This window comes from Pseudomonas sp. GL-RE-29, assembly GCF_019947275.1.
Lineage (GTDB): Bacteria > Pseudomonadota > Gammaproteobacteria > Pseudomonadales > Pseudomonadaceae > Aquipseudomonas > Aquipseudomonas fluorescens_A.
The window spans coordinates 39,828-62,992 of sequence record NZ_JAGYGD010000031.1 but is presented as its reverse complement, the minus strand read 5'-3'; the positions used below and the strand labels follow the sequence as shown (position 1 = coordinate 62,992).

Sequence of the window (23,165 nt, the reverse complement as noted above, 5' to 3'; positions counted from 1 at the left end):
AATGGAAGGCTTGATCGTTTCCAACGTATTGCTCTGGGTGCTGCTGGTGGCCGTGGCGTTTGTCGTCATGGGCCTGGTCCGTCAGATTGGCGTGCTGCACGGCCGCCTGGCGCCGGCCGGCGCACTGATGGTCGACAAAGGCGTGGCCGTCAACGAAGCCGCCCCGCAAATCACCGCCGCTGACCGTAAGGGTCGCCCGGTGAACTTCGGCTATGCCGGTGAAAAATCGCAACTGCTGTTCTTCCTCTCGCCGACCTGCCCGATCTGCAAGTCCTTGCTGCCGGCGATCAAATCCATCGCCAGGGAACAGGCCGGTACGCTCGATGTGGTGTTCGTCAGCGACGGCGACATGGACGCCCAAGCAGCGCTGATCCTCGAGCACAAACTGGAAGACGCCACCTACGTGGTCGGCCCGGAAGTCGGCATGACCTACCAGATCGGCAAGCTGCCGTACGCCGCGCTGATCGACAAGTCCGGCACCTTGCGCGCCAAAGGCCTGGTCAACTCCCGCGAGCACCTGGACAGCCTGTTCGAAGTAGAACACCTCAAGCACGCCACGCTGCAGCAGTACCTCAATGCGCAGCCCCACGACCATGACCACAGCCACGGCCATAGCCACTGATAAGGCAGGGAGACCTTCATGAAACTGCTGGATCTGTTGTTCGAGCGCTCGACTCGCCGTGTTGCCGACACCACCTCGCGCCGCAAACTGCTGTCGCGCATGGGCTCGCTGATGGTGGCCGGTGCCGCCCTTCCGCTGCTGCTGCCACTGGATCGCACCAGCAAGGCGCTGGCCGCCACTGACCCGAAGGCCGGCGACCCCGGTGATCCGAACAGCTGCGACTACTGGCGTTACTGCTCCATCGACGGCTTTCTGTGCAGCTGCTGCGGTGGTTCGGTAACGTCCTGCCCACCGGGCACCGAAGCCTCGCAAGTGACCTGGATCGGCACCTGCCGCAACCCGGCCGATGGCAAGGACTACATCATTTCGTACAACGACTGCTGCGGTAAGCAAAGCTGCGCCCAGTGCGCCTGTACTCGTAACGACAGTGAAGAACCGGCCTACCGCCCGTTCAACAACAACGACGTGAACTGGTGCCTGGCCGCCAAATCGCACATCTACCACTGCACCGTTTCGATCATCCGCGGCGTGGCGGTTTAACACGCGCTTTACCGCCGGTTGCCTGGTTAACCGACACCTACCCTGTGGCGAGGGAGCTTGCTCCCGCTGGGTCGCGAAGCGGCCCCAGATTATGGGACTGCTGCGCAGTCCAGCGAGAGCAAGCTCCCTCGCCACAACAGTGATGGGTATTGGGCAATCGGCGGTTTTTTTTCGTTACGGGTTTGTTTTTTTCTTTGGTAAGACCTGCCACCCGCAAAAGGTACTTGTCATGCGTACGTTGCTTTCTCTGGGCCTGGCCTGCGTCATGATCGCCCCGCTCGCTCATGCCCGGGCCATCCCCAACCCCGGTCAGCGGCATGCTCCGGGTAATGAAGAACTGCAAAAGCCGATCGCCGAGGCCGGTTACAGCGTCGGCGTGAACTACCAGTTGCAATGCGCCGGCTGCCACTTGGGCAACGGCATGGGCTCGGCGGCCAATGACACGCCTCGCATGGCCGGATTCGTCGGCAATTTTTTGAAAGTCCCCGGTGGTCGCGAATTTCTGGTGCGCGTGCCGGGCATGTCGCAATCGGCGCTGAACAACGCGCAACTGGCCGACCTGCTCAACTGGCTGATGCGTGAAGACGGCATGGCGGGCAAAAGCAGACCCACGGACTACCAGCCGTACACCGCCGAAGAAGTGGCGGCATTGCGAGCCAAGACCATGCTCAACCTGCCCGGCACCCGCGCCGAGCTGATCAAGCAAATGCGTGCGCAAGGCATCGCAATTGAAGACGGCATGAATTACTGAGCATCGCCGGCAGAACCCTGAACCTGTGGCGAGGGAGCTTGCTCCCGCTGGACTGCGCAGCAGGTTCCTGCTTTTTTTGATAGAAAGGGGGCCCGCTTCGCGACCCGGCGGGAGCAAGCACCCTCGCCGCGGGATTCGTGTCACGCCTCTGGCTACAGACCACCTCCAAACATTGCCCCATGCACGTCGATGCCTATAGACGCTCGTAAAGCCGTGGCTGCGAGCGGGTATCGATTTCAATGGAATCAATATCAGCTCCGGGGTTCTACCCAAACGTCGCAAATCAGTGAATGATTGCTCAGTGCCGCTAAAGTGACAGCACCCGTCGCCACGCCCGCCAAAAGCCTGTAAATTTCGCTGGTGGGTTGCTTATCACGGTGACGCTAACGCTCTCAAGCGAGGGCAGTATTGAACTGAATCGCGTCACCCGTAAGCGCGAGGGGCAGCAGACATGAGGTCTATTTATGATTTTCGAGCCCAACCGTAGTCGTTCCGTACTCCAGCGTCGAAGCAGTACCAGTATCGTTATTCAGGCCGCGCTGGATGGTGTGGCAGTGACGGGCGTTGCGTGGTATTTGATCAATTATCACATCGGTTACATCACCCAGGCCTATGTCATCATGGTCCTGTTGTTGCTCGGGGCATTGTCCGTCGTCTATGACCACTATGCCATTTATCGAAGCAACGTCGGTTTTGCCGTCAAAGCCTTCAAACTGCTCAAGGCATGGACTGCGGTTTTTTGTTTCCTGGTTGCCATGGCGTTTCTAACCAAACAAAGCGAACAGTATTCACGCTTATTGGTTGGGGAGTTATTTGTTATTGGGTACGTCGTTCAGTTGCTGTTGCATCTCGCTACACGTGAAGTGCAAAAGAAGTTTCTGGCCCACCCGACTCAACGGGAAAATGCTCTGATCATTGGCTCCGGAAGCCTAGCAAACTACCTTCATCAGAAAATCAGTAATAACCCTTGGCTGGGTGAACAGGTCGTCGGCGCCGTGTTGATCGGTGGCGTTGAAGATCAGGGAAAAGATGGTGCGAAAAGCGCGAATCGTTTGCCAATACTGGGCAATATTTCCGACTTGGATGAGTTGGTGACGCAATACTCCATTCGTACAGTGTATTTCGTTACACCACTGGATAGTTCGCAGGTAATCAAGGACGTCTACCTGAAGTTGTTTGACAAGCACATCGCCGTGAACTGGGTGCCTGATATTTTCTCGCTGCGTTTGATCAACCACAGCGTCCGGGAAATTGCCGGGATTCCAGTGCTGACCTTGTCTGAAACGCCGCTGATGGGTATGCGCCTGTTCCTGAAGAATCTTGAAGACAAAGTCCTGGCCTTCCTCATCTTGCTGTTTGCGGCGCCTGTACTGATCGCAGTTGCGATTGCCATCAAGCTCGACAGCCCTGGGCCGATATTCTTTCGACAGGAACGCATGGGTTGGAGCGGCGATTCCTTCCGCATCTGGAAATTCCGCAGCATGGTTGTCCACCAGCCCGAAGAGGGTACCGTCAAGCAGGCAGAAAAGAATGATCCGCGCAAAACCAGGGTTGGCGCTTTTATTCGCAAAACGAGCCTGGATGAACTACCGCAGTTGTTCAATGTACTGATGGGCGAAATGTCTCTCGTAGGCCCGCGCCCACACGCCATTGCACACGATGCTCAGTACTCACCGGACATCTCGGACTACTTTGCACGCCACAACATCAAGCCAGGCATTACCGGCCTGGCCCAAGTGCGTGGATTTCGCGGTGAAACGCGGGATATCGAACAGATGATTCGGCGTGTTGATTCGGACATCGAGTACATCAACAACTGGTCGCTCTGGCTCGACTTCACCATTCTTCTGCGAACGGTGCTGGCCTTCACCGGCAAGCATGCCTACTAGCGATTCTTGAATGTCATACCCGAAGAAGTTGTCATGAGGGAAGCAGATCCAGCGTCCGCTCAACTTCTTCGGGGTCGATTCTGAAGCCGTCCCCATCCGGTGAACCGACTACAAAAGCAAAATTCTGGTGATCACGGTCCGTCAGGTATTTGAAGAAGCACAGAAAGCGATTAGGCGGCTGCAATACCAGAAGCGATCCACCCGGCGGTAAAACGTTAACGCCGTGTATAAGATGACTCCCCTCTATTCCAATAACCGTTCTTGCGCCGGCACAGGCCGCCACAATGGTTGGCACGTCGGATTTCGCCGGGTCAATAACGCGGAACCCCCTACGTACGCGTAAATACTCGGCGAGCTCCAACTCGTTGCGTAACAATCGCAATTCACCCGTGCCACCACGCAAAATAAATACGCCAGGGTGTTCGTTGTACTCAACGTGCGATAACAACTTCTCTCCCATCGCACGGAATCGCAGATGCTTATTTCGGTTTTGACAAAGATCATCAAAGATCACGAGCTCACGGAAGAACGCATCACGTACACGAAACGGCTTCATGCCAAGCCATTGCTCATATCCGGGGGCGTGAAGTATGCCGGTCCTGCTGGTGGAAACGAGGTTGGCAGACTGCGCCGTAGTCACTGGAATGCCTTCGTTACATGCCAATGGGTAAGTGATGCAATCATCCATTAACCATGATCCAAACCATTTATTTCCACCCGAAGTGCAATACATGGCGCCACGGTCAATTTCGTTCTCTACACGAATCCTTGGTAACCATTTCGATCTGGGGGACAAAGCAGACTTGGCGTTGCCTTTGTAAAGTGCACCGTCAATTAACCAGACATCTTTAAGTAGATAAGCGCGCGTTGGGCCGTGTTGAACTTCACCCACCCCTTCCATGGTGCGACGGGGATGTTCGAAAGGATAAAAAAGGTCCCCAGCCCACCCTGTCACGCGATCAAGTTGGTCGGGCAGATAAAAAGCGGGAGGCGCAATCGCGATTTCGCCGGGCGCAATTTCCCAAGTCTTTGCGGCGACGCTTTGCAGTGTTAATGCCTGCTTGCGTGCAAGCCGTGTTTTAAAGATGTGCTTATACGCAGCTAGACTCCACTTCGTTTGACCGTCGCTCATCACTGTATTGACTTCTGACATATAAATTCCCATGGAAACAGCGTACATGGTCAAACACGTATAACTGCATTTCTTTTAAAGCAACGACCTGTTCAGGTGGATACAACACATTCAAAAGTAGGGGGTGACTTCAGGTGAGTGTAGCGGCTACGCAGGATGTCCAAAAGCTCATCCTCTGGCTTTTTGGCACAGTGGAGATAAATCTTGAACAGCCCGCCAAATCCCATTTCACGATACCGGTTGGCGACTTCTTCATCGCTTGGGCCGTCTGGCAGACCCAGATGAAGCGCCAGTTTTCTGCCTTCCACTGCAAACAACGGTGTCTCCCAAAGGAACTGCGCGACGCCTGCCTCAGGCAGTCGAACAAACAGATAACCTTCGTTGCCCAGCGTATCCACATCACCGCCACGTCGTCTTTTCCACTCGAGAAGCCCATCGTCCGGGCGTGCCAGGCAAGTGCCGATATCGTAGTAGTCAAAACCGTTTTCAATCGCCCACTCAAGCGCCATGAACGTTGTAATGGAGTTAATTTCGCGAAGTTTTTTATTGTCTGAAAACACGGAATCAGGGTAGCCGAAACGGATCGTGCTCCAGTAGCGCTTCCCGCCCCGCGTAATCACGCACCCAAGGTGGCATGCGACCACCTGGTCCTCCAACAGTACCAGGTCGAGACGACCGGCATTTTTTGCCACCCGTTGAACCTCGCTCGATTCAATCTGGGAAGCGGATGCACCGTGCCTTGCTCTGGCGTAAGGCTGAAGCATTTCCCTGTCAGCGCTTGCGATCTCGCCGTCGTTCACCGCCTGTCTCATACGATAGCGCAGCCGGTTTTTGCGTAGATTCCGACGCAGCTCGGTGTTGTATCTCGCCGTGATTTCATCCACCGACCTACCCAGCGGCACGACTGCACTCAGGCTCCTGGGCACACACAATGCACCGGGAACGGGTACCTCACTGATCAGGACCGTGCGACTCGATTTCTTTAACTCAGGTTGGCGATCAACCTCCTCGGGGTTCGCGCCCATGAGGACCTGCACAAATTCGCGCTGGTTTTTCCTGCCGACATACAGAACGTCATAAAGGCTGTCTTTCTGTAGTTTGAACCTGACCATTTCCCAGCGCCAAAAACAGGCTCGCCCACACACATCTCGTAGCCAAGCGATAGCTTTTCTTATCTCAAACCGCATGGAGGGAGAGATCAGCTTATGTATCGGCATTGCTACATATTCTTTCATTTTTCTATTAGCACAATTAAGGAAAGTTCATTTAAGTTTATAAATCAACAACATATCAATCAGTATTAGTTATTCGACCCAAGTAAAGCCTGAGATGTATTCAAAAACATACAATCAGGACACATACTTAACCCGCACACCAAAACTTCGACTATGCACGAGTCAGTAAAGATGCTGCGTCAGGGTTTTGCAAGGGAGTGGAGCGCTAATCAGAAAAGTTCAGATTGATAGCTAATTTGCCTGCGCGGCGAAAGCGCTTGGAGCTGGCGTCTAACACGCGGGCAGCGGGCCTGCCCGGTTTTAATCTAGATGAAGTGTAACTTGTTGACAAATGAAAACACTTCTTAAGTCGTTATCCCTCTGCAGAGCAGCGTGCGCAACAGGAACACCGGATTACCCATCACATAGCGCCTGAACAATCGCTTAGGCTCACTGGCAAGCCGATATAGCCACTCACAACCGAGAACACGCACCCATTGCGGCGCCCGTGTGACCTTGCCGCCGAGAAAATCCAGGATCGCGCCTCCACACACCACCAGGCATGGCATGCCGCTGGCGGCTAGCCTGGCCGCAACGGCTTCCTGCTTGGGCATGCCCATCCCCAGCACAATCAATTCTGGCTGTACTTCCCGGGCAAGGTTGAGATAGGTATCGACTTCAGCAAAGCCGTGATGCGCAGAAACAACATTGACCGCAAATGCTGCTTCGCTGTGCTGCACCGCATGGGTCAAAAAAGGATCTTCAGTCCCCCAAAAGGCCACACGCCGATGCTTGTAGGCAGCCAGTAGTTTAGGAATGAAGTCCGTGCCATTCATGTTCAGCCCGGGCTCCAGGCCAAGTCGGCGAAACAGGATGGACATGCCGGAGCCATCCCGTAGCAAAACGTCCGCGGACGACAGAGCGTCATAGTAGTCGGCGTTACCTGCCACCAGGTTCATGGCATGGGCATTGACGAACCCGAGCACTGTCGTTGCCTCATTCCTGGATAAGGCATCAATCAGCGCTTGCTCGTCTTCCACTTCATTGACCACCCGCAATTTCTGGATGATCGTTTTCCAGTTGTCCCGCCAAGCCAAACCACGCATCAGGAGTCATCTCGCTTCGAACGCACCCACTCAACCTGGCGCTTGACCAAAAAGCCGAGGTACAGGGGAATCTTCTTCAACGCGTAGAACGGCGCGTACATCAAGGCTGAAAAGGACAGGATCCCGCGACCAAACCGACTCCACGCGAGCAAAATAGCCACACTCAACAGCGCGATCCCGGCAGTCGCTATCAAGGCTGGCGTCAACGCTCCACCCAGGAAAAACGCCAGCCATGCCAGGCTGAAGACGGCTCCCAATACCAGCGTCAACAAGGCCAACGGAGGCACCAATACATCCAGCGTCATTACCAGAAGGTTCCAGTTTCGCCGACTGATCGACTCTGCAACCAATTTTGGCGCATCGCCAAGGATGACCCCCAGATGGCCATGCTCCCAGCGCTTGCGCTGGGTACTCAAGCCCTCATCACTGCGCGGAAAATAACTGCTCACCAACGCATCGGGACAGAACAACGGGGGCTTGCCGCCCCGGCAGAAATCCAGGCCCATCTTCAAATCTTCGACAAGGTGACCGCTGGCCAAATCGATCAATGCCAGATCCCGCCAAACGAATGCCATTCCCGAACCCATCAACGGACACGGCAAACCAAGCCAGGCCCAACCCCGCGGCCGAACCAGATTTTTCACGCACCAGGCAAACTCGGCCAGCCGCACTTTCAGACCGGAATCCGCTGGTGCATGCATCAAATACAGTCCCTGAACCGGTCGCCCCGACTCCATGCAACGCCTAGCCAAACGCTCGATAGCGCCCTCACCCACCTGGCAGTCGGCATCGATGATGATCATGACGTCCGGGGCAGCGTTCGCCAGGTGGCGCACGCCAAAATCCAGCGCATAACCCTTGCCGCGCCGCTGATCATCGCTGCGCTCCACCACCTCGGCACCTGCTGTGCGGGCCACTTCGGCCGTATCGTCAGAACAATTATCCGCGACTACCAGCAGCCGATCGCCCTCTCCTAACTGAGCCTGAATGCTGTTCAATGTCGCGACGATAATCGAGGATTCATTGTGTGCCGGCACCAGCACCGCTACCCGCGGCCGCGATCCTTGTGTCGATGAACGAGACCGCGCAGGCAGGCAGGCCAGCAGCACTTGCACAAACAGCACCAACACCGGCAGGACGATGAGTATCAGCAGTGCACTGAACAGCCAACCCAGAAACGTGATCATGCTTGCGCCTTGAATAGTTCGGCCAGCTTGGCCGCTTCGGTATCGATATCGTGTCGCTCCAGCACTCTTTGATAAGCCGCTTCGCCCATCCGCTGCAACACCTCGACAGGTTGCGCAAGGCAGTCCGCCAGCGCTGTCGCCAACTCGTTCACGGCACCCGCGGGGAACAGCCAGCCGTTCTCCCCCTGGCGCACCAGCTCGGGAATGCCCGCGACGTAGGTGGTCAGCACCGGTCGGCGCAACGCCATGGCTTCCATGATGACTACCGGTAAGCCCTCGGCGAAACTCGGTAGCACCAGAGCCCGGGCCGCAAGAATTTCCGCCCGCACCTGTTCGCTGCTGATCCAACCGGTAATTCGCACCTGCGCCTGCAAACCATATTGAGTAATCAGCGATTCGATTTGCTCACGCATTTCCCCATCGCCAGCCAGCACAATTTCGAACGCTACACCTTGCTCAGACAGAATGCGGGCAGCCTCAAGCAACAACAACTGACCTTTTTGCTCACACAAGCGACCCACGCAAACCAGGCGCGGCACGGACGGTACTGCAACGGCCGGCACATCGTGAAACGCCCGCTCCAGACCGCAATGCACCACCTTTACTTTCGCCCAGTGTGCATGATCCACCCAGCGAAACAGTTGGCTACGCCCATATGAACTGATGGCCGCAACAAATGCCGCGCGCCGGACTTTCTCGCCCAAATGAATAAACTGCGGCTTGTCGAACTCTTCCGGGCCGTGCACGGTAAAACTGTAGTCGGGGCCACCGAGGGCGTTGGCCAGCATTACCACTTCGGTGGAGTTGGTGCCGAAATGCGCATGCACATGCTCGGCACCGAATGCCTGCAACCACGACAGCACACGGCACGCCTCGAACAAATAAATCAAATGGTACGGCCGGGCGCGATCGGCGCGCTGTCCCATGCGTAGCGCCAGCCACAACGTCGAAAAAAAACGCCGAGGTTGGGCACGCAGTACCTTCAGCACCGGCACGAACAGGCCTTTAACTCCACCTTCCAGCACATACTGGGTTTTATCGCGCTCGGACACGTCTTCGCCATCGACCAGCTCGGCGTCCCAGCCACGCAATGCAATGCGCTGCACCAGGAAACCCTGGCGTTCCAGTGCCAGAATCTCGCGACGAATGAAACTATGGCTGACCTTGGGGTACTGATTGATGAAGTAAGCGATGCGCATAGGGCCCAAATAAAATAGCGTTGCGGTGAATTAGGACTGCAGGTCCCCCCACAGAAGTACAGTAACCAGATCCATCAATGCGCTGCGTAACTGCCTATCAACACCTTGTCTATATTCGCAAAAGTGTCATCCAGAAGCTCATAGCGCCTGCGGTACATGGCGCGTTTTTTTGCCGCAATTTCTTCAAGCGGCTTCTTGGACATGGCCATCGGGATCTCGAAAAAATCTTTGCGCTGTGAAGGAGTTGCTCCATGTTCCAGCCAGATCGAATCGTAATTCGCCGCTAACTCTTGAGACTTTTGAGCGCCAAAATACGGATGACGATGATGGCGATACCCATCTCCCACCGCATAAATTTTTTCTACACCAATTTTGCTGGCTATGTATTTAGTCACTTCGATCAAGAAACTTCTTGGGCGAAGCCCTTCAAAATCCTTGGTGAGATCCCGGTAAATAGTCAGGGACGTGTCACTGTCGATGCCCTTGTGAATGCCCTGGACTGCACCGACAAAAATACAGAGTTCACCGTCTGCGCAACTCAAGGTGAAGGCTATTGATGCAATGCGTAAATCACCCTGGAACAGGTTCAGCACCAACTCCCCTTCGCGCATGAACCATATCGGACGATCCAGCACCAGGGAACAACCCGCAGACCATTGCGACAGATCACTTAAAACCAGGCTTTCATTTCGGCCAAAAAGCAGGAGTTGCGGACAGCTTTTTGTGACAACTTCGTAGTGCGATGCCAACACACTCAACCTGTCTTGAGGTGTCCAGTTACTACTGATGTAGGGCCAATGAACAACACCCACACAATCGTTGCCCAACTTTTCAAAACCCGTTTTGCCCAGGGAGCGCGACATGCGCGACAAAAACAGTTTTAGTTCAGACCGATTCTTTCCAGCCAGCGTCAGCAACTTGAACTTATTTTTCAGCGCCCTGGGGGAATACCCCGGATGCAAGGAAAAAGCGCTTTTGAATACCAGCCAATAATTCATGGAAATCTCACTTGTATTCGATCAACGCTGTCTTGCCGCCGACGATTCTGCTCAAAAGAAATTTGACTTGCCCGACCATCTCGGGAAATTTTCCGAGTACCAGAAAGAAAGCCAGCAACCAGTTTTCACGTGGTAATCCATCGCCCCGCCGAGCGAGTCGCATCACCTGCACGGGATAGATCAGTAGCAACAGCAGCCCAAACCATCCCAGCAGCAAACTGGCGACAACCGCCGCCAATGGAATGCCCAAACCCCAGAACCAGGCACGGCGCGATTCCCGCAGCCAATGCTGCTCCGGTGCTGCCCCATGCAAAAATGCGCCCTCGGCAAAGGCATAGCCACCGCGCATGGAACGCTGCCACCATTGTTTGAAGCGTGTCATTGCCGCGTCGTGCAGGGTCATTTCCTCACCGAGACGCCAGACTTTCCAGCCACTGGCACGCAGGCGTACACATAACTCCGGCTCTTCCCCGGCAATAAGATCTGCGCGGTACCCGGATGCTGCAGCGAAAGCGTCAGCCCGCATCAACGCATCGCCACCACACGCTTTGGCTTCACCGACTGGCGTGTCCCATTCGCGATCACACAGAAAGTTGTATATCGAGCGCTGTGGAAAACGCTCGCGCCGCCGCCCGCAGACCACCGCAACATCAGGTCGGGCGTCTAGAAAGACCTGTGCCTGGTGCAGCCAGGTACCGACGACTTCGCAATCACCGTCAACAAACTGGACATATCGCATCGTCGGCAATAACTGTTGCACACGAGCAAAGCCCTCATTGCGTGCACGTGCAGCGGTAAAGGGAATGGTCATATCCAGCTCGACCACCTCAACCCCTAGCTTGCGTGCCATCTGCACCGAGTTGTCCGTTGATCCGGAGTCGACATACACAACCTTCTGCGCCGAACCGATCAGCGAAACAAGGCAACGCTCAAGCCGCGGACCTTCATTGCGACCGATTACCACAACACCTATACCCGTAGCCATGGAGTTCACTCAGCTACGCAAAACGAGGTGGTTGGCAACATGCAGGTATCGCAAACATGACTCATGAACATTCCCTGTTTTCGGCATTCTGCCTTTTCTTGATTTTCGCCGGCACACCCACTGCCATCGAATCATCCGGTACATCGATGAGTACCACGGCATTGGCACCGATAATGACGTTGTTACCAATACGGATATTGCCCAGCACCTTGGCCCCCGCTCCGATATCGACGTTGTTACCGATAACCGGGGCAATGGGCTCTTCCACGTTCTTGAGCCCAACGACCACGCCGTTACGAATTCGGCAGTCGTCGCCGAACTGCGCATAACCGCTGATTACGATTCCGCCAAAATGATCGATGACAAAGTTACGACCGACCACAACCTCGCACGGCAACTCGACACCCGTGATGATCTGCACCAATTTAAAGAGAAATTTATAGATGAACGAGAGCAATTTGCGTAACAGCGCCGGGCGCACGCCGTAGCGCCATCGACCAAAGCGATAAACCAGCATCACCCAGAACCCTTGAGCGCCCCAATCACCGCCATAGGCACGCAAATCCGCACGAATATTTTCGAACATAAGGAGTGGTCTACCGTGTTGGTTGGCTAGCGAGTCTGGTTTCACGCAACAGCGCCCAGGTAACACGAGCATGTTCCCAGCACGCCTTGATAGCGGCGCGGCCGCGGCCTTTCAAAAGGGCCTTGAGTGCCAGAATGAAATCACCGACGGTCACAAGGAACATGTGCCAGGCCAAGCCCAATACACCGTGGTGCTTGCGGAAGTACAAAAGCTCGCTTTCGATTTGTAATCTGGGGACCTGTCGACTCGCCGCATTGAGCTCGTCAACCGACTTGGCACTTTCTCCGCCGATGTGCACCACCGTGGTATGCGGGTAGTAAACCACCTTCCAGCCGGCCTGCTTGGCGCGTTTACAGTGATCGACCTCTTCGTAGTAGAGGAAGTAGCGCGGATCGAACAAGCCAACCTGATCGATGACTTCACGGCGGATCAGGTAATAGCAGCCGGGCACCCAGTCGCACTCGCGAACAGAGGCATGATCCCATTCCATGTCGTCGACCATCTTTACCACGGGGAAAAAGCGACCAAGCCCGGTGCGCGACAAGAAAACATTCAGTGGCGTCGGAAAATAGCGGCAGGACGGCTGCAAATCACCTTCTCGTCCAACCAACCGAACGCCGAGAATTCCGCAATCCGGATGAGATTCCATGTACTCGAGGGTCTTGCAAAGGGAGTCAGCGTCAACGAAGGCATCGGTATTGAGGAGCAACGCGTACTTGCCCAGCAGGTGTTCAATGAGTTGATTGTTGGCACGACCAAAACCGACATTGCTTTCATTGGCCAGCAAAATCGCCTCTGGGCAAATAGACGCCAGGCACTCCAGCGAATTATCGGCAGACGCATTATCCACTACTAAATAGCGCGGTTGATCCGCACTCGTTGACTGGCGCAACGCATTGAACATGGGTTGCAACAGGCTTGCTGTGTTGTAATTAACGACCAGCACATCAAGGGGCGCATTACTCATTAGTTCGCTCGCCAAAAAAGTGCTTCACTCTCATTTCCATAAGTGCCGGCTCAACTTTGGGATCATATAGAACAGTACGTTGCTTGATAATGTCCATCCACGGATAGTCAACACAACGCTCTTCGACCTTTAACACCAGCTCATCCAGCGAACAGAGGACTTTCGCTGGATTGCCCCCAACCACCATACCCGGCGGGACATCTCTCGTGACCACAGCACCTGCCGCCACTATTGAATCCGGTCCTATGGTGACGCGTGGCATGATCATGGCGCCATGCCCGATAAAACAGTTATCGCGTATGTCGACGGGGCCGACGGAATCAAGTGTTTTACCGTAGTGATAAGCCAACAGGCCAGCGACTCCATCATGCCCGAACACCGTGCAATCAGATAAGCCTACATTGTTGCCGATTCGTAGCAATGAAGGATCGGTTATGTTGCAGTCAAGATTGATCCAGACATTTTTACCGATGGAGTGCAATGCTCCCCAGCGGACCAGATATTGAGCCCATTGGAACCCGTCGGGATTGCAAAATCGTTTATAAATCCAGCGTCCACGCCCCGTTGCCATGACAAATTTGCCTACAGCCCGCCTTGCCAGCCCAATCATCCCTTTAGCCTCGAAAATCCAGCGATTTATATTTTTTTACCAAGTCAAATGCTTGGTTTTTTAATCATTCTAGTATCAGGAATACCTGCCCGCCGCGGGACTTGCTTGATAGTTAAGATAATCCGCCAGCCTCAGTGCGAGCTGCAGAAGCGGCATGGTTGGATTACAGCCACCACTGGTAGCAAACACGCTGCTGCCGGCAACGTAAAGATTATCGGTGCCGAACACTTTGCAGTTCTCGTCGACAACCCCAAACTCGGGCGTCGCCGCCATCCGGGTCGTGCCCATATGATGGGCATGAGGATTCACTTTCAACGGCAGATCGACGTCATAAACGCAGTCATCCAGCTTGACGAAACCGATCCCTGCCTCGGCAAAACACTTCGCCACCTCCAGCCCAATGGACTTAACGGTTTGCCTGTCCTCGGGGCTTAGCTCCCAATTAATATTCACCTTGTTCATTCCCAGCTCGTCCTGCTCGTCAAGCAGTGTTATGCGGCTATTTCGGCTGGGAAATTGTTCAATCATCGTGGTAAGGACACCATCTCCGGGGCAATTGAACTTGGCAACAAAATCGACTTTATGTGCCCAGCCTGCATCGCACATGAGATTTTCCAGAAAGCTCTTGATCGCCGCCGATCGTCCATAGGTCGTGACTTCAGCCAGGAGCGAGGCAGACACATTGCCTTTCCCTGAACGATTCGCCGTCACGAACGCGTCGGTGGTGAAATATTGTCGTGGCTCCTTGTCCTGCCCGTCTTTCAGAATGAAGGTGCCCATTTCGACGTTCAAGTGCTCCATAAAACACCTGCCAACAAAACCATCTTTGCTTACGACACCGGCAGCGACCAAGGACTGGCTATTGAGCAGTTGTCTGGCATTCTCGATTGCACCCGTCGCCAGAATGAACTGATTGGCCTTGAGCGGCTCTCGACGTCGCTCATAATCAGAAACGACTACCGCCGCTATGCGACCCGTCTGGCTGTCAAATTCAAGATCGACGCAATTGCAATTGATGAAGACATCAAGCCCTTCGGTCTCGTTGAGTTCCTTGGCGTATTTTTGTGCGAAACGCGTTGGCGTGCTCAGCAAGAAGTGATCAGCCTCAAAATCGGTAGCGTCCAACGAAGCATTGATGGCCTTGAAACCCGAGTCCGACGGAAGATCCAGAATGGCCATGGCCGTCGGCAGATTGCGCTCGATCTCGGAAAACGCTATGGGCCAACCGGGTAAACCAACGGGAGGGGCAACGGCGAAATCGGATTTTTCAAAGGGGCGACACCGCCCGGCCCAGTGGTTGGACGTGCCACCCAGATAGCGCAGGCGTGTTTCTTCCGGATAGATATTGAGGCCTGAGGATGAGCACTTGTAGAGGTCCTGCGAAGGCAGCGAGTATTCGTGACCCCCTCCCTCTATCAATACCACTTGCCAACCGTATCTGGCCAAACGCAATGCCAACGTAATGCCAGCCGGCCCACCGCCTACGATGCAGAAATCATATGGATCACGAAGTTCTTTTCGGGATTGGTAATCTTTGATCATGTTCGGGTTTGCCGGAAATACTGGTCGGGCAACACCCAACCATTGATTACAACAAACCCGGTTTTAGCCGCAGCAGGCCGAGCACCGACCTTGACCAAACCAAATGTCAGTCCAGCCAGACTCAACAGAGCCAATGCCTGGAGAAAGCGCCTGCGTCCTGGCAGAGAAGTATTCAAATCAGGTTCGCTCATGATTTAAAGCTCCACGACATTGAAATTGCGTAAGCATTTTTACTACACATCAAAGTCACAAAACTTTTGACAACCATCACCAACGGCTGAATGGTGACTCCCTGTCACAGCATTGAAAACAGCACGAGACTTGAATCAAATCAAAGCCATTTAGCAAGGCCTAGCATTAATGCTCCACACAACGCCCCCACCACCAACATGGGCAGCACAATCAGTTCACGCTTGATATTGAACAGGCCCAAACGGCGATTGACATAAACGATCAGGACCAGCGTAGGAAACGTATGCAGGGCGACTCCCCAAATCGCATATTTCACACCGCCAATGGCCAGCAACAGGGGCAGCAGTACCCACAACGAGATAACCCGAATAATGTTATCCATGGCCTGGTACTTGGTTAGCCCCAGGGCAATCCAGACTTGGTGGGCCAACGTGTAACGCAATGTGAAAAAAGAAAGTGAAAGAACGGCCATCATGGTGCCGGCTTCGGCATAACGATCATCGTATAACACGCTGATAATGAGCGGGCTGATGACCAGGAACAGCCCGGTCAGAAACAGCAAGAAAAGATCGATAATCAATTTGAAACGGTAATACAACGCGTGCAGACGCACGGTGTCATCGTTTCTTGCGGCCTCGCTGAAAGCCGGCAACGCGACCGCTCCAGCCAGTCTTTGCACACCGGTTTGAAGGGCACCCAGGATCAGCACGGCAATGGAGTAGACGCCCAGTTCAGTGGCCGACATGCTGCCGCCAAACCAGATGCGATCACCATGCATGGCCAGGACGCCGACTGCCGACGACAACAGGATCCAGCGGCCGAAAACGATTAGCTCATTGAGCGCAGAGCGGTCCCAATGCAGATGGTTAGCAGGTCCTTTAAACCAGAAATGCCCCAATAGCGTGCTGACCAACGCGGCGACCAGACCTGCACCTACCAGTGACCAGATGGAGCGGGTGAAGTAACCGATGACCAGCATCACCAACAGTCCGGCGAGCTGGGATGCAAATTCGGCAAGTACGACTTTCTTTTGTTGGAACGTTCGAACGGCCACGTCGATTTTCGTCGACTGGAAACCATAAATGACCGCGGAAAATCCGGTAAGGGCCAGGACCAGTGGCAACTCAGGAGCAGCATAGGTGGAATCAGGCGCCCACAGATTGATGCTTTGTGCAAACCAGGCGAAGACCGCGACTAAAAGTGTCGCCGCGAACAGAATAAAACCGCGCACGATCTGCACGGTCCAGACGGTATTGAGAAACGCTGGCTCGTCGCCACGCTGACTCTGGATGATGTTCTGGCGCAAGCCCACATCAGACAGCAAATGGAGAACCACCGACACGGTGGTGGCGATGATCATGATGCCGAACATGTCCGGCATCAGCAGGCGGGCCATTACGAGATTGCCACCCAAACGGATGGCCTGAGATGTTACAAGCGCAGCTAAATTCCAAGCCCCGGCCGATATCGCTCGCTTGCGCAGGCTCAACGATGGCGATATATCAAATGAAGGCATAACATCAAATCCCGTACTCAGTGGCACGCAAGTTACTATAGTAGCAATCAGACATTCCACTACCCATCGCTCACCCACCAAAAAAGTTCAATAATCCATGCCTGAGCACTTTCGCGCGTTAATCGTCATTCTGGTTCTAGCAGGCATCGTTTTTGCGTTGGCTCGCCGACCGGCAGCTGACTTGATCCCACAAAACGACTTCACTCGCCGCCGCAATCTTTGGTTCGCATTGACGTTATTGGCCTTTGTCTCGCACAGTTTCTGGGTGTATGCAGGCGTTACCGCAATCATTTTGACCATTGCACGACGACGGGAACGCAACCCACTGGCGCTTTTTTTCTTTCTGCTGTTTCTCATCCCGCCGACCTCGGTACAGATCCCCGGTTTCGGTGTGATCAATTATTTTTTTGACCTGAACCATGTTCGCCTCTTGTCATTGTGCGTGTTGTTGCCGGTTTTTCTGGTGGTTCGCAAGCGAGCCGGCACAGTCTCATTCGGGCGCATCTGGCCTGACAAACTGCTGGCACTGTATCTGGTACTCACGAGCCTGTTGTTCCTGCGTGAAACCACGGTGACCGATACCCTTCGCCAAACGGCCTACCTGTTCATCGACGTGTTCTTGCCGTACTACGTTGCCAGCCGGACCCTGAAGGACCTCAGCGATTTCCGGGACGCCCTGCTCGGCTTTGTACTCGCCGCCATGGTGCTGTCGATGATTGCGCTGGTCGAATTTTCCCGGAGCTGGCTGCTGTACTCCGCGCTTATCGACACGCTGGGCATGCAATGGGAAATTTCCGGCTACTTGAGCCGCGGCGGTTCGTTGCGTGCCAGCGCCACTACCGGGCAGGCCATTGCACTGGGATACACCATTACAGTAGCCATCGGTTTTTACCTGTTTCTACAGGAAAGTGTACGCAGCCGATTACAGCGACTGCTCGGCGCCCTCTTGCTGGCCGGCGGCCTGTTTGCGCCGCTTTCGCGCGGTCCCTGGATCGGTGCATTGGCCATGATCACCGTGTTCATTGCCACCGGACGTCAAGCGGCCAAACGCCTGATACTTATGGGACTCGCGGGAATACTCGCCCTGCCCCTTCTGGCCATTCTGCCTGGCGGTCAAAAGGTCCTCGATCTGCTGCCATTCATTGGCTCCGTGGAAGTCGAGAACATCACCTACCGGCAGCGCTTGTTCGATAACGCCATGATCGTTATTGAACGCAACCCTTGGCTGGGCTCTTTCGATTATCGCAGTACGCCAGAAATGCAGTCCCTGACTCAAGGACAGGGCATCATCGATATCGTAAACACCTATATTGGCGTGGCGCTGGAGCTCGGCCTGATCGGATTGACGATTTTCGTGCTGTTTTTCGCCACTGTCGTCGTCGGCATCCGCAAGGCGATGCGTTCGTTCCCCAACAAGGACGATGAGGCCCGGCGACTCGGACGAGCGCTCTTTGCAACACTGGCCGGGATATTAGTGACGATCGTTACCGTCAGCAGTATCTCGGTCATACCTGTGGTGTATTGGTCGGTGGCCGGACTCGGCGTCGCCTACGCACAGATGGCGCGCAGACTCGTGCGCGCCTCTACTGCAGTCCCTGTGAGTACCAACCTTCAACTCCGGTAATGCCAATGCCCATTTTTTTTCGCCGCACCTGTTTGCAGCTTATGGTTCTTTTGTCTGTTGTTAGCTGGCCGTTTGGCACTTGGGCATCGGAATGGGTCGTCCGCGTGGATGAGCGCAGCGGCCTGCCTATGGTGGAGCGCGGTGGCAGCCCTGCGATGGCTTCCATATTTACCTTCTGGGGGAGCAACTGGGAATGGACGGGGTTCCCGACCCAGTTCAAGGTGAACAGCCCCTACAACTACTCGCTGGTTGGTCAGAACAAAGACCTGGATTTCGACCTGGCGGCACAGGCTCAGAAAGCAGATGAGAAGACGCTGAGCTGGACCTTTGCTCTGGATGCACACAGCGTTAAGACCAACGTGATGGGCGGAGGCATCGTCTTCACGTTCGATCCTGCGCTGTTCGCTGGCGAAATGGGCCAGCCAACGTTGCTACCCGGCAACAGCGGCTGGTCCTGGGGCACCGCACAGGGGCGACGCATCGAAATGCGTTTTGAGCCGGCGCTGGCGAGTGTGTATTTCGAGCCGGGTGATAAATCCGAAGTCCGTGCTTTTTTCTACAAAGACACGATCAAACCCGGTCGCCAAAACTTCAAGGCCACGTTAAGCGTATCTGGCGACGTGGTACTCGGCCCTACCTCGACCGAGCGTTTCGGAACGGCGGACCCGAAGAGCTGGCCGAGCGACAAGCTCGACTTCAGAACCTCCCCGGTCGATTTGTCCTTTCTCAACGCCAACGAAAAACCCGCCGGCAAGCGTGGTTTCGTCAAAGCATCCGGTGAGCAACTGCTGTTTGCGGACAACACCCCGGCACGTTTCTGGGGCACCAACGTAACGTCCTATGCACTGTTTCGCACACCTGACGCTGATATCAAGCAGCAGGCCAAACGTTTGTCGGCGCTCGGTTTCAATCTGGTACGACTGCACCACCATGACTCGCCGTGGGTCAGCCCGAACATCTTTGGCGATGCCGACAACCTGCGTGACACTCAGCGTCTAAGCGCCGAGTCGCTGAAAAAAATCGACTGGTGGATCAAGTGCCTGAAAGATGAAGGCATCTATGTGTGGCTCGATATGCACGTCGAACGAACCCTGACGAAGAGCGACAACATTTATGGCTTCGACGAGATGCCAAAAAACCAGCAAGGCAATGCTGACCTGAAGGGCTACGCCTATGTAAACCTCACTATTCAACAGGCGATGAAACGCTTTACCGAAGCCTATCTGACCCATGTAAACCCTTATACCGGCCTCGCCTACAAAGACGATCCAGCGGTGGCCGCCGTTCTGATCACTAACGAAAACGACATCACCCATCACTTCGGCAACATCCTTTTGCCAGACAAGGATGTGCCAAAGCACAACAAGCTTTACATGGCCGAAGCCGAATCCTTCGCCAGACAGCACAACCTGTCCTCGGGACAAACCTGGCGTTCCTGGGAGCATGGACCCTCCAAGTTGTTCCTTAACGACCTGGAGCGACGCTTCAACGCAGACATGATCGAGCACATGCGCAAGCTGGGCGTGAAGGTACCTATCGCGACAACCAGCAGTTGGGGCCGCGAAGGAATGAGTTCGCTGCCGGCCCTGACCGCTGGCGATGTCATTGACGTCCATAGCTACGGTGGCGCGGGGCAGCTGGAAAAAAACCCGCTCACCAGCGACGGCTTGATCAACTGGATAGCCGCCGGGCAGGTCACGGGCAAGCCGCTGACCGTCACCGAGTGGAACAACGAGCCCTTCCCGACCTCCGATCGCCACTCGCTGCCCCTGTATATGGCCGGCACCGCCAGTCATCAGGGCTGGGATACATTGATTCAATATGCGTACAGCCAGGAGCCGTTGTCCGGCGACTGGATGACGGCTGGCAACTGGCACGCCTATAACGACCCGGCATTGCTGGCCACCCTGCCCGCCGCCGCGCTTCTTTATCGCCGGGGCGATGTTCGCGAAGCCAACACGACCTATATCTTTGCACCGACGCCAGCCACCCTGTTCGATCAATCCATCACACCGGCCAATTCTGCGCTGCTGCGCACGGCCATGGAAAAAGGCAGGCTGGAAATCGCTATGCCCCAGACGCCGGAATTACCGTGGTTGCAGCCGGGCGTTATCCCGGGCGATGCAAAAGTGTTTCATGACCCCAACCAGTCGCTGCTGGACGCCAATGCCAGCGAGTCCACGACAGACACGGGCGAGCTGAAACGCAACTGGAAACAAGGCATTTACACCGTCGACACGCCACGCACGCAGGCCGTAACCGGCTGGATCGGCGGCGAGTCGATCAGCCTTGGCAACATCCAGGTTCAAGTGAAAACCGCGAATGCCAGCGTGGTGGTGCAAAGCCTGGACGACGCACCGGTTGGCAAATCCCAGGATTTGTTGATTTCGTTGGGCACTCGCGCCATCCCCGGCGATGATGACAGGCCACCTTTCCATGTCGAGCCTCTGGAAGGCACCCTGACCCTCCAGGCACCGCCAGGCTTGACGCTGTTCACCCATGGCACACTGGCGCAAATGAAGAAGGTGCCTGCCACCTATCTTGATGGACGCTATACCATCAAGTTCGACGGCCGGCAGTCGGCCAATTGGTTGTTCTTGAAGAAAAGCGCGCCGGTCACCCAATAGCCATCCCGATCCGCGCTTAAACGGCAACAGCTCACAGGAGAAGATATCAGGATGAAATTTTTGGTTGTTGGCGGCGCGGGCTACATCGGCTCACACATGGTCAAGCACTTGCTGCGCGCAGATCACGACGTGGTGGTGGCAGACAACTTTTCCACGGGCCACCGCAGTGCATTGATGGGCGCAAAGTTGGTCGAGATGGACATCGCCGACGGGCAAGCGCTGGACGCTTTGTTTGCACAGCACCGCTTTGATGCGGTGTTCCACTTCGCGTCATTCATCCAGGTTGGCGAATCCGTTACCGAGCCAGCCAAGTATTACCAAAACAACCTGGCCGCGACACTGACGCTGCTGCAAGCGATGGTTCGTGCGCAGATAAAGCATTTCATCTTTTCCTCGACCGCTGCTGTTTATGGCGACCCGGAATACATCCCTATCGACGAGCAGCACCCCAAGGCCGCGATCAACCCCTACGGTCGCAGCAAGTGGATGGTTGAGCAGATGCTTGAGGATTTCGACCGCGCCTACGGGTTGAAATCGGTGTGCCTGCGCTACTTCAATGCTGCCGGAGCAGATCCAGAAGGCCAGCTGGGCGAACGCCATGAACCGGAAACCCACCTGCTGCCACTGATTCTGCAAGCGGCTTCCGGAAGACGCGCCAGCGTCACCGTTTTCGGCCGTGACTACGACACGCCTGACGGCACGTGCATTCGAGATTACGTCCACGTGGCCGATCTCGTCGCTGCTCACGCGCTTGCCTTGGACTATCTATTGGCAGGCGGCACAAGCACGGCTTTCAACCTCGGCAACGGCCAAGGTTTCTCGGTGCAGCAAGTGATTGACACCGCGCGAGGCGTGACTGGCAGGGAGATATCCGTCGGCGAAGCGCCACGCCGCGCCGGCGATCCACCACGCCTGGTCGCCGACCCACGAAGAGCCAGCGATCTACTGGGTTGGCAACCGCAATTTTCGTCACTGGAACAGATCGTGGCGCACGCCTGGAGCTGGGAACAGAAGTATCCGTGGCACTGAGTACCGGGTATTGAACATCGGCGCTAGCGAGTAGCGCCGACTATCAAGAGTACGAGCGCTTTTCAGGCTCGGCTTTGTTCAGCACGGTTCCGATCAGATTGGCAGATCCCAAGTGATGCAGACTGTCCTCGATCTCTCGCTTGCTGTTCATGCCATTACCAACCACCAGCAGGACGCAGTCGAACTTCGGCAAGACCGTCAGCACATCGTCTGAACTGAGCAATGGCGGCAAGTCGAAAATCACGATGCGCGAGTCGTAGCGTTCACGCAGATCCGAAATCAAATGGCTCACCGCGGGCGATGACAGCACCTCGGTAGAGAGAGGAATCGGCTCACGCGTCGGCAGCACGACAAAGCGCGGCAACGTCGGATTGACCAGCACTTCCTGGAGTTCAGCTTCATCGGCCAGGTATTCGTTGAGCGATTTATCCATCGGCAGGTCCAGGTAGGCACCTACCTTCGGACGACGCAAATCGAAATCCACCAGCAACGCTGTCTTGGTCGTGTGATGCGCGATGCTCATTGCCAGGTTGATCGCTAACACCGTCTTGCCCGCATCCGGCGTCGGCGAAGTGATAGCCAGCGTGCGCCAGCCATTCTCTTCCATGACTTTAAGAACCTGTGTACGCAGCAAATCGAACGCCCAACCCATGTTCGAATTTTTGTTGAACGACACAATGCGATGCCGCTCCAGGTGCTCTGCCCGCAAAGGCACAACCTTGGTTTGCACATAGCTGAGTGCATTCAGCGTCGCAGCTTGCTCTGCCGGCGTAGGCTGATGCGTGGTGACGAGCGCTGACGAAGCGTGCTGGTCGGCGTTATCACTTGCTGGTTTGATAATTTTCACGG

At 55.2% G+C, this 23,165-nt stretch carries 21 protein-coding genes; 7 read left to right on the top strand and 14 right to left on the bottom strand.

Features of this window, described 5'->3' with window-relative positions:
- Position 1: 1 nt before the first annotated feature.
- From mauD to KGB21_RS22510, 4 genes are all read left to right on the top strand, one after another.
- Entirely contained in the window at positions 2–622 is a 621-nt protein-coding gene (gene mauD, locus KGB21_RS22525) for a methylamine dehydrogenase accessory protein MauD (RefSeq protein WP_223506764.1), read from the top strand.
- Positions 623–640: 18 nt separating this feature from the next.
- A complete protein-coding gene (locus KGB21_RS22520) occupies positions 641–1,162 on the top strand; it encodes a methylamine dehydrogenase light chain (RefSeq protein WP_027620621.1) in 522 nt (173 codons plus the stop codon).
- Between the two features lie 229 nt (positions 1,163–1,391).
- Positions 1,392–1,913, top strand: a complete 522-nt coding sequence (locus KGB21_RS22515; RefSeq protein ID WP_034150266.1) for a hypothetical protein — start codon at positions 1,392–1,394, stop codon at positions 1,911–1,913.
- A 464-nt stretch (positions 1,914–2,377) separates the two neighbouring features.
- Positions 2,378–3,802, top strand: coding sequence for an undecaprenyl-phosphate glucose phosphotransferase (locus KGB21_RS22510; protein WP_034150267.1), 1,425 nt, complete (start codon positions 2,378–2,380; stop codon positions 3,800–3,802).
- Between the two features lie 31 nt (positions 3,803–3,833).
- Here KGB21_RS22510 and KGB21_RS22505 read toward each other — a convergent pair whose 3' ends face one another.
- The 13 genes from KGB21_RS22505 to KGB21_RS22445 form a co-directional block, all read right to left on the bottom strand.
- A complete protein-coding gene (locus KGB21_RS22505) occupies positions 3,834–4,967 on the bottom strand; it encodes a glycosyltransferase 61 family protein (RefSeq protein ID WP_411741409.1) in 1,134 nt (377 codons plus the stop codon).
- A 59-nt stretch (positions 4,968–5,026) separates the two neighbouring features.
- Positions 5,027–6,169, bottom strand: coding sequence for a hypothetical protein (locus tag KGB21_RS22500; protein ID WP_223506763.1), 1,143 nt, complete (start codon positions 6,167–6,169; stop codon positions 5,027–5,029).
- Between the two features lie 344 nt (positions 6,170–6,513).
- Positions 6,514–7,254: a WecB/TagA/CpsF family glycosyltransferase gene (locus tag KGB21_RS22495; RefSeq protein WP_034150269.1), complete on the bottom strand. Its 741-nt coding sequence runs from the start codon at positions 7,252–7,254 to the stop codon at positions 6,514–6,516.
- Positions 7,254–8,441 (bottom strand): glycosyltransferase family 2 protein, encoded by a 1,188-nt coding sequence (locus KGB21_RS22490; protein ID WP_223506762.1) that lies wholly within the window; start codon positions 8,439–8,441, stop codon positions 7,254–7,256. Before KGB21_RS22490 ends, KGB21_RS22495 begins: the two co-directional genes overlap by 1 nt.
- Positions 8,438–9,640 (bottom strand): glycosyltransferase, encoded by a 1,203-nt coding sequence (locus KGB21_RS22485; RefSeq protein ID WP_034150271.1) that lies wholly within the window; start codon positions 9,638–9,640, stop codon positions 8,438–8,440. Before KGB21_RS22485 ends, KGB21_RS22490 begins: the two co-directional genes overlap by 4 nt.
- 74 nt (positions 9,641–9,714) lie before the next feature.
- Positions 9,715–10,638 carry a DUF535 family protein gene (locus tag KGB21_RS22480; RefSeq protein ID WP_223506761.1) on the bottom strand — a complete coding sequence of 308 codons (924 nt, stop codon included), beginning with the start codon at positions 10,636–10,638 and terminating at the stop codon, positions 9,715–9,717.
- A 7-nt stretch (positions 10,639–10,645) separates the two neighbouring features.
- Positions 10,646–11,623, bottom strand: a complete 978-nt coding sequence (locus KGB21_RS22475; protein WP_223506775.1) for a glycosyltransferase family 2 protein — start codon at positions 11,621–11,623, stop codon at positions 10,646–10,648.
- Positions 11,624–11,684: 61 nt separating this feature from the next.
- A complete protein-coding gene (locus tag KGB21_RS22470; protein ID WP_034150274.1) occupies positions 11,685–12,209 on the bottom strand; it encodes a serine O-acetyltransferase in 525 nt (174 codons plus the stop codon).
- A gap of 10 nt (positions 12,210–12,219) precedes the next feature.
- Entirely contained in the window at positions 12,220–13,176 is a 957-nt protein-coding gene (locus KGB21_RS22465) for a glycosyltransferase family 2 protein (RefSeq protein ID WP_223506760.1), read from the bottom strand.
- The gene (locus KGB21_RS22460) at positions 13,169–13,786 is read right to left on the bottom strand and encodes an acyltransferase (protein ID WP_034150276.1); all 618 of its coding nucleotides are present in this window, start codon (positions 13,784–13,786) and stop codon (positions 13,169–13,171) included. The genes KGB21_RS22465 and KGB21_RS22460 overlap by 8 nt, the downstream gene beginning before the upstream one ends.
- A 75-nt stretch (positions 13,787–13,861) precedes the next feature.
- Complete coding sequence (locus KGB21_RS22455) at positions 13,862–15,328, bottom strand: GMC oxidoreductase (RefSeq protein ID WP_034150277.1); 1,467 nt, start codon at positions 15,326–15,328, stop codon at positions 13,862–13,864.
- Complete coding sequence (locus KGB21_RS22450; RefSeq protein WP_080758079.1) at positions 15,325–15,519, bottom strand: hypothetical protein; 195 nt, start codon at positions 15,517–15,519, stop codon at positions 15,325–15,327. The genes KGB21_RS22455 and KGB21_RS22450 overlap by 4 nt, the downstream gene beginning before the upstream one ends.
- A gap of 140 nt (positions 15,520–15,659) precedes the next feature.
- On the bottom strand, positions 15,660–17,036 hold the full coding sequence (locus KGB21_RS22445) for an oligosaccharide flippase family protein (RefSeq protein ID WP_223506759.1): 1,377 nt from the start codon (positions 17,034–17,036) through the stop codon (positions 15,660–15,662).
- Between the two features lie 97 nt (positions 17,037–17,133).
- On the opposite strand from KGB21_RS22445, the gene KGB21_RS22440 reads away from it, so the two are divergent.
- From KGB21_RS22440 to galE, 3 genes are read left to right on the top strand one after another with little or no spacing between them, the layout of a single operon-like run.
- Positions 17,134–18,660 carry an O-antigen ligase family protein gene (locus KGB21_RS22440; protein WP_223506758.1) on the top strand — a complete coding sequence of 509 codons (1,527 nt, stop codon included), beginning with the start codon at positions 17,134–17,136 and terminating at the stop codon, positions 18,658–18,660.
- A gap of 5 nt (positions 18,661–18,665) precedes the next feature.
- Complete coding sequence (locus KGB21_RS22435) at positions 18,666–21,287, top strand: cellulase family glycosylhydrolase (RefSeq protein ID WP_223506757.1); 2,622 nt, start codon at positions 18,666–18,668, stop codon at positions 21,285–21,287.
- A gap of 51 nt (positions 21,288–21,338) precedes the next feature.
- The gene (gene galE, locus KGB21_RS22430) at positions 21,339–22,316 is read left to right on the top strand and encodes a UDP-glucose 4-epimerase GalE (RefSeq protein WP_223506756.1); all 978 of its coding nucleotides are present in this window, start codon (positions 21,339–21,341) and stop codon (positions 22,314–22,316) included.
- A gap of 43 nt (positions 22,317–22,359) precedes the next feature.
- Here galE and KGB21_RS22425 read toward each other — a convergent pair whose 3' ends face one another.
- Positions 22,360–23,163, bottom strand: coding sequence for a CpsD/CapB family tyrosine-protein kinase (locus KGB21_RS22425; RefSeq protein ID WP_034150282.1), 804 nt, complete (start codon positions 23,161–23,163; stop codon positions 22,360–22,362).
- Positions 23,164–23,165: the final 2 nt, after the last annotated feature.

Coding starts and splice junctions, on each gene's coding strand:
- mauD (WP_223506764.1), top strand. CDS start 2: ATGGAAGGCTTGATCGTTTCCAACGTATTGCTCTGGGTGCTGCTGGTG.
- KGB21_RS22520 (WP_027620621.1), top strand. CDS start 641: ATGAAACTGCTGGATCTGTTGTTCGAGCGCTCGACTCGCCGTGTTGCC.
- KGB21_RS22515 (WP_034150266.1), top strand. CDS start 1,392: ATGCGTACGTTGCTTTCTCTGGGCCTGGCCTGCGTCATGATCGCCCCG.
- KGB21_RS22510 (WP_034150267.1), top strand. CDS start 2,378: ATGATTTTCGAGCCCAACCGTAGTCGTTCCGTACTCCAGCGTCGAAGC.
- KGB21_RS22505 (WP_411741409.1), bottom strand. CDS start 4,967: ATGGGAATTTATATGTCAGAAGTCAATACAGTGATGAGCGACGGTCAA.
- KGB21_RS22500 (WP_223506763.1), bottom strand. CDS start 6,169: ATGAAAGAATATGTAGCAATGCCGATACATAAGCTGATCTCTCCCTCC.
- KGB21_RS22495 (WP_034150269.1), bottom strand. CDS start 7,254: ATGCGTGGTTTGGCTTGGCGGGACAACTGGAAAACGATCATCCAGAAA.
- KGB21_RS22490 (WP_223506762.1), bottom strand. CDS start 8,441: ATGATCACGTTTCTGGGTTGGCTGTTCAGTGCACTGCTGATACTCATC.
- KGB21_RS22485 (WP_034150271.1), bottom strand. CDS start 9,640: ATGCGCATCGCTTACTTCATCAATCAGTACCCCAAGGTCAGCCATAGT.
- KGB21_RS22480 (WP_223506761.1), bottom strand. CDS start 10,638: ATGAATTATTGGCTGGTATTCAAAAGCGCTTTTTCCTTGCATCCGGGG.
- KGB21_RS22475 (WP_223506775.1), bottom strand. CDS start 11,623: ATGGCTACGGGTATAGGTGTTGTGGTAATCGGTCGCAATGAAGGTCCG.
- KGB21_RS22470 (WP_034150274.1), bottom strand. CDS start 12,209: ATGTTCGAAAATATTCGTGCGGATTTGCGTGCCTATGGCGGTGATTGG.
- KGB21_RS22465 (WP_223506760.1), bottom strand. CDS start 13,176: ATGAGTAATGCGCCCCTTGATGTGCTGGTCGTTAATTACAACACAGCA.
- KGB21_RS22460 (WP_034150276.1), bottom strand. CDS start 13,786: ATGATTGGGCTGGCAAGGCGGGCTGTAGGCAAATTTGTCATGGCAACG.
- KGB21_RS22455 (WP_034150277.1), bottom strand. CDS start 15,328: ATGATCAAAGATTACCAATCCCGAAAAGAACTTCGTGATCCATATGAT.
- KGB21_RS22450 (WP_080758079.1), bottom strand. CDS start 15,519: ATGAGCGAACCTGATTTGAATACTTCTCTGCCAGGACGCAGGCGCTTT.
- KGB21_RS22445 (WP_223506759.1), bottom strand. CDS start 17,036: ATGCCTTCATTTGATATATCGCCATCGTTGAGCCTGCGCAAGCGAGCG.
- KGB21_RS22440 (WP_223506758.1), top strand. CDS start 17,134: ATGCCTGAGCACTTTCGCGCGTTAATCGTCATTCTGGTTCTAGCAGGC.
- KGB21_RS22435 (WP_223506757.1), top strand. CDS start 18,666: ATGCCCATTTTTTTTCGCCGCACCTGTTTGCAGCTTATGGTTCTTTTG.
- galE (WP_223506756.1), top strand. CDS start 21,339: ATGAAATTTTTGGTTGTTGGCGGCGCGGGCTACATCGGCTCACACATG.